The sequence below is a fragment of the Paenibacillus sp. P2(2022) genome (assembly GCF_029522175.1).
Taxonomy (GTDB): domain Bacteria; phylum Bacillota; class Bacilli; order Paenibacillales; family Paenibacillaceae; genus Paenibacillus; species Paenibacillus polymyxa.
The window spans coordinates 1-6,016 of sequence record NZ_JAKWFI010000022.1; the positions used below are offsets into that span (position 1 = coordinate 1).

Annotated in this window: 1 protein-coding gene; it reads right to left on the reverse strand. The window is 52.9% G+C overall.

Annotation, left to right across the window (positions count from 1 at the left end; translation table 11 throughout):
• Window positions 1-6,016: non-ribosomal peptide synthetase (locus MMB75_RS25815; protein WP_277511600.1), on the reverse strand; the 6,016-nt coding region annotated here is incomplete at both ends.

The following is a 6,016-nucleotide window of genomic DNA, read 5'->3' on the forward strand; positions in this document are numbered from 1 at the left end:
TTGCGGCCTGACGATCCTGCTGTTCCAGCCATTCGATATATTGACTGTACGGCGTGACAGGGGCCAGTTCCGGTTGTTTATGAGCCAGAATCGCAAAATAACTCGCAAACACTTCGTTTGTCACCAGTGACAAGCACCAGCCGTCCATCACGATATGATGGAAGCTCCATACAAAACGGTACGTATCCTCACCTGTGCGCAACACAGCGACACGCATCAAGGCGTCTTTTGCCAGATCAAAACCTCTTTGTTTGTCTTTACGCGTAAATTCGAGCATGTATTCGTTTTGCTGCTCTTCCCCCATATCCCGCAGATCTTCAACATACAGTTCGCTGCGCTTATTCCGGTACACGACCTGAAGCGGTTCATCCTTCCAGCCGCTGTAGAAGTTCGTGCGCAGTACCGTATGCCGCTGCACCAAGACATCCAAACTGGCCGCAAACGCAGCGATATTAAAATGCCCTCGCAGATCAAAGGAGGCCTGTTCAAAATACGCTCCCGATTGCGAATCCATCAGATTGTAAAAGAGCATTCCCTTCTGCATCGGCGTCAGTGCGTACACATTTTCCAGCTCACCGATACATGCCGCTTGTTCCGCAATCTGCTCCAGCTCTCCAGTCGTTAAGCCTTTGAAGGATACATCACTTGGCGTCAGTTCCGGTTGTTCCTGAGCGGTGCAATGCGCAATGACCTCTTGCAAAGCGGATTGCAGCAGTCCCGCCACACGCTCCAGCGTTTCTTTACGATACTGCTTACGGCTGTATGTGATCGTCAAACGCAGCGTGCCTTCCGAGATCATCGCGTTTAAATCCAGCGTGTACGGCAAGCGGGAATGGGCATCCTCTGTCTCCCCTGCATGGTAGGACGACAACGTGATTCCACTGTTTTGCAGATCCTGATCCACCTGCCCCAAGTAGTTAAAGCTGATTTCCGGTTCGGCTGCAATCGCACGGTCATTCGATCTGGACCCAGAGGACAGGTAACGCCAAATGCCATAGGTCAGCCCTTTATGCGGAATCCGGCGCAGTCCTTCCTTCGTTTCTTTAATTCGCTGAGCCAGTGTTAGGTTTGCACCTGTATCTAGTAATACCGGATACAAGCTCGTAAACCAGCCTACGGTACGCGTAATATCCACCTCTGGCAGGATCGTTTCCCGACCGTGTCCCTCTAGATTCACCAGCACATGGCCTGCGCCTGTCCAGTTGTGCAGCGCGAGTCCCAGCGCGGTCAGCAGCAAATCATTGACCTCGGTGTTGTAGGCGCGATGGGCCTGCTTCAGCAGTTGCTCGGTTTCAGCTTCGGTCCACGCTACGGTCAGCACTTCGCTGTCTGCGTTCAAGGAGCCCTCGTAGGCAAAATCCTTAGGCAGCGGCGTAGCTTCCGCTTTGGCCTGTTCCAGCTGCTTCCAGTACATGTCCTCCGCTGCCGCCTCTGGACGGTTGGCGTAAGAGGATAGCTCCCGTGCCCAAGTTTGGAAGGAATCCGTTTTATACGGCAATCGTACGGGTTCACCCTTGCTCGCCTGCTCGTAGCCTGTCGAGAAATCTTCGAACAGAATCCGCCACGACACCCCGTCCACCACCAAATGGTGAATGGCGATCAGCAGATGGTCGCCTTCGGCTGTACGGAACCATCCCAGCTTCACCAAAGGTCCTGCGGACAGGTCCAGGCTGCTTTGAATTTCCGTTGCCTTCGCTTCCAGCGCTTCCGCATAAGCGGACCGTTCACGGAAGTCCACCGTTTCCAGCGTATACAGTGTGCCTTCCTCTACACCGCGTGTCCAAGCCGTATAACCAGCGGAAGTCTGACGGAAGACCATACGCAGCGCATCATGATGCTTCACGAGGTGATCCATAACCTTACGAATCGCCGTCTCGTCAAAGCCCTCGGCGCGATAGAGCATGACCGCTTGATTAAAGTGCTGTGGACGCTCGCGCTCCTGCGCAAAGAACCAATGCTGGATCGGAAGTAGCGTCGTTTCCCCGCTCACTTCTTCTTGATCTGCCATACGACGGACCTCATGCATATGCGGTGCCAGGGCTGCAACTGTCGGATATTGGAACAAATCCTTCATGTCCAGCTTATAGCCGGCCTGGAACGCACGGGATGCGATTTGGATGGCTTTGATCGAATCGCCGCCCAGATCAAAGAAATTGTCCAATATACCGACCGTCTGTAGTCCCAGCACGGACTGCCAGACCGCGACCAGCGCGCGTTCTTGCGCCGTACGCGGCTCTGCATAGTCGGCTCCGGTTTGCAGGCTGCCTTCCGGTGCCGGCAATGCCTTGCGGTCGATTTTGCCATTAGGGCTCAGCGTCATTTGCTCCAGCTGTACAAAGTAGGACGGTACCATGTAGCTTGGCAGCTCCCGGCCCAGCTCACTTCTCAGCTCGCTCGCTCCTAGCTCTTGCTCCGCAACATAGTAGGCCACCATTTGTTTTTGGCCCGTTTCATCCGTACGAGCCATGACCACCGCTTCTCGTACCGATTCCACTTGGAGCAGCTGCGTTTCGACCTCGCCTAGTTCAATCCGGTACCCCCGGATTTTCACCTGATGGTCGATCCGGCCCAGATACTCAATGTTCCCGTCCGGCATCCATCTCGCCAAATCGCCGGTGCGGTACATCCGTTCATAGCCTGCTTCCCCGCCAGCAAACGGATCTTTCACAAATTTCTCGGCCGTCAGCTCCGGACGGTTCAGGTAACCGCGGGCTACGCCGACACCACCAATACACAGTTCCCCTGCAACCCCAATCGGCTGCAATTGCTCCGTGCCTTCCTTCACAATGTACAGACGGATATTCTGAATCGGTTTCCCGATCGGAATCACTGCATATTCCTCATCCGGCTCGCAATCAAAGTACGATACGTCCACCGTCGCTTCGGTTGGTCCATACAGGTTGACCAGCTTCGCTCCGGCCAGGCTCGACACGAGCCGCTGGAACCGGGCCACATGCTGTGGCGGCAACGCTTCACCACTGGCAAAGACATGGCGCAGCGTGCCCAGCTTCGCTTGCATTACTTCTCGTGGCTGCTGCTCCACATACTCCAGGAATGCACGCAGCATAGCGGGTACAAAGTGCATTGTAGTCACGCCGTCGCGGGCAATCGTGTCCACGATGTCTTCCGGGTTCTTTTCCCCGCCCACGGACAACAGGCTTACCTTCGAGCCGACCATTGACCACCAGAACAGCTCCCACACCGACACGTCGAAGGTGAAGGCGGTCTTTTGCAGAATCGTATCTTCCGCACTCAAGCCGTAGCGATTATGCATCCACAAAATCCGGTTCAGCACGGAATGATGCTCCACCATCACGCCCTTCGGTTTTCCCGTGGAGCCAGAGGTATAAATGACATAGGCGACATGGTGCGGTCCAGCCAGGGGCTCTAGATTTGAACTGTCTTCGTGATAGATGTCCTCGCGATCCAGTACCAGCACTTGGCCGTCAAAACTCAGCGAGGCTTGCTCCGCCAGATGCGCTTGCGTCAGCACCAGCTTCGCTCCCGAGTCCTCCAGCATAAAGCGGATACGATCGGCCGGATATTCCGGATCAATCGGCACATAAGCTCCGCCGGCCTTCAGGATCGCGTAGATGCCTACGATCATGTCTAGAGAACGGTGAACCAGTATGCCCACGGGCTGATCCGGTTCAACCCCTTCCGCACGCAGCGTCCGCGCTAAACGGTTGGCTCGTTCGTTCAGCTCATGGTAGGTCAACATCTCCGACCCGAATATCACCGCTGCCTGATCAGGTGTATTCGCTACCTGCTGCTCGAACAGACTGCTTAGCGTTTGATCCTGCGGATAGGCTGCCGCCGTATCGCCCCACACCTGAACGATCTGTGCCTGCTCTTCCGCTGTCACCAATGCCAGCTCATTCACACGGATATCCGGGTTGTCTACGATTTGTCCGATGACGTGGTTGATATGACCATAGGTACGCTCCATTGCAGACCGGTTATACACCAGCGCATTGTATTCGAGCAGGATAGAGATATCCTCATCAGGTACGACAATCAGGTTAAAATCGTAGTTGGTTTGCTCTGTAAGTTCCACATTAGCAATGGAGAAGCCTGTGTGTGCGTCCGCTTCGCCGGAACCGCCCATCTGCTTCATCTGCTGCCCGATGGGATAGTTTTCAAAGACCATGATGTGATTGATCAGGTCTTGTTTTTGTTCAGTCCGTGCCTGAATGTCGTAGAGCGGGAACGTGTCATAGACACTGGAGGCCAAAGCCTGTTCCTGTGTACGCTGCAATACGTCAGCAAATGTGGCATCCGGTGCACTGCATATGCGTACTGGAATCGTGTTGATAAACAAACCGATCATGCTCTCCACACCTGCAATTTCTGCCGGACGACCGGATACCACACTACCAAACACAACATCCTGATGATTATTGTATTTCTGTAAAATAACGCCCCAAACGCTTTGCAGCAATGTGTTAATCGTGACATGTTGTTGCTTGGCCATTTGATTTAAGGCGGCACTCCGTTCTTTACCCAACATCAATGGCAGCTTTTCCAAAACATAGCCGGGATTCGAACTGTTACCGCTTCTGTTTGTGTCGTCATCCTGTTCTGCTACAGAAACTTGCGCATTCTCACTAGGCAACAAGGTTTGCTGCTCAAAACCTGCCAAATAGTCACTCCAATAACGAGATGCTTCCTGTGCATCTTGGTGTTCCAACCATTCGATATAGTCACTATACGGCTTGACAGGTGCAAGCTCTGGCTGCTTGTTCTCCAGCAAGGCAAAATATGCACTAAATACTTCGTCCGTCATCAGGGACAGGCACCAGCCGTCCATTACGATATGATGGAAGCTCCATACAAAACGGTATGAGCGATCACCCGTGCGGAAGACAGCTACGCGCATGAGCGCATCTTTGTTTAAATCAAAGCCTCTGGCTTTATCCTGAGACACAAATTCAGCTACAGTCTGTTCACACCCTCTGACATCTTCATAACGGAAGCTCGAATCTTTATGACGATAGACGATTTGTAAGGGTTGACCATGCCAGCCACTGTAGAAATTCGTCCGTAATATAGCATGCCGGCTAACCAGCAGCTTCAAGCTATCCTCGAATATGGACGGTGCAAAGTGGCCCTCAAGATCAAAGGTTGCCTGCTCAAAATACACGCCTGTTTCTGCATTCATCAGACTGTGGAACAGCATCCCCTTTTGCATGGGGGTCAATGGGTACACATTTTCCAATTCCCCAACCGTCTTGGTCTGTTCCTTAATCGTATCGAATTGCTCCAGAGTCAGACCTTTAAACAGTACATCACTTGGAGTCAATTCGGCCTGCTCCCGTGTGACACAATGCTCGATCACTTCAAGCAGATTGGATTTCAGCAGATTGGCTAGCATGTGGACTGTATCCTTACGGAAGGCTTTGCCGTTATACCGAATGTCGAGTTCCAGAATGCCTTTTGTGACGATTCCGTTCACATCGAGCGCATATTTCATCTTCGTCCGGTCACTCACGACCGATCCCATCGAGTAAGGAGACATATGGATATCGCTGTTTTGCAAGTCCTGATCCAACTGTCCGAGATAGTTAAAGCTTACTTGTGGCTCGGCAAAAGCTTGATGTTGACCAAGGTTCAGCGCATCTGCTGGCTGACCAACGGTTTGGCCGGATTCACTCCAATATCTCCAGATTCCGTAGCCCATTCCTTTATTCGGGATACGGCGCAGGCACTCTTTGACCTGTTTGATTCGATCCGACAAAGCATGACCACGGCCGATATCCAGCCACACCGGATATGGACTCGTAAACCAGCCTACCGTACGAGAAATGTCCGTATCCGGCAAAATGTTCTCACGTCCGTGTCCCACTAGGTTGATCAGGCTACGTTCATGACCGGTCCACGTGTACAGCGTCATGCCTAGTGCAGTCAGCAGCAAATCGTTCACTTCCGTGTTGTACGCGCGGTGTGCTTGCTTCAATAGTGTTCCTGTCTCTTCTTCCGTAAGCTGGAAGACCACGGTATCCGTGTCAGCCAAGGT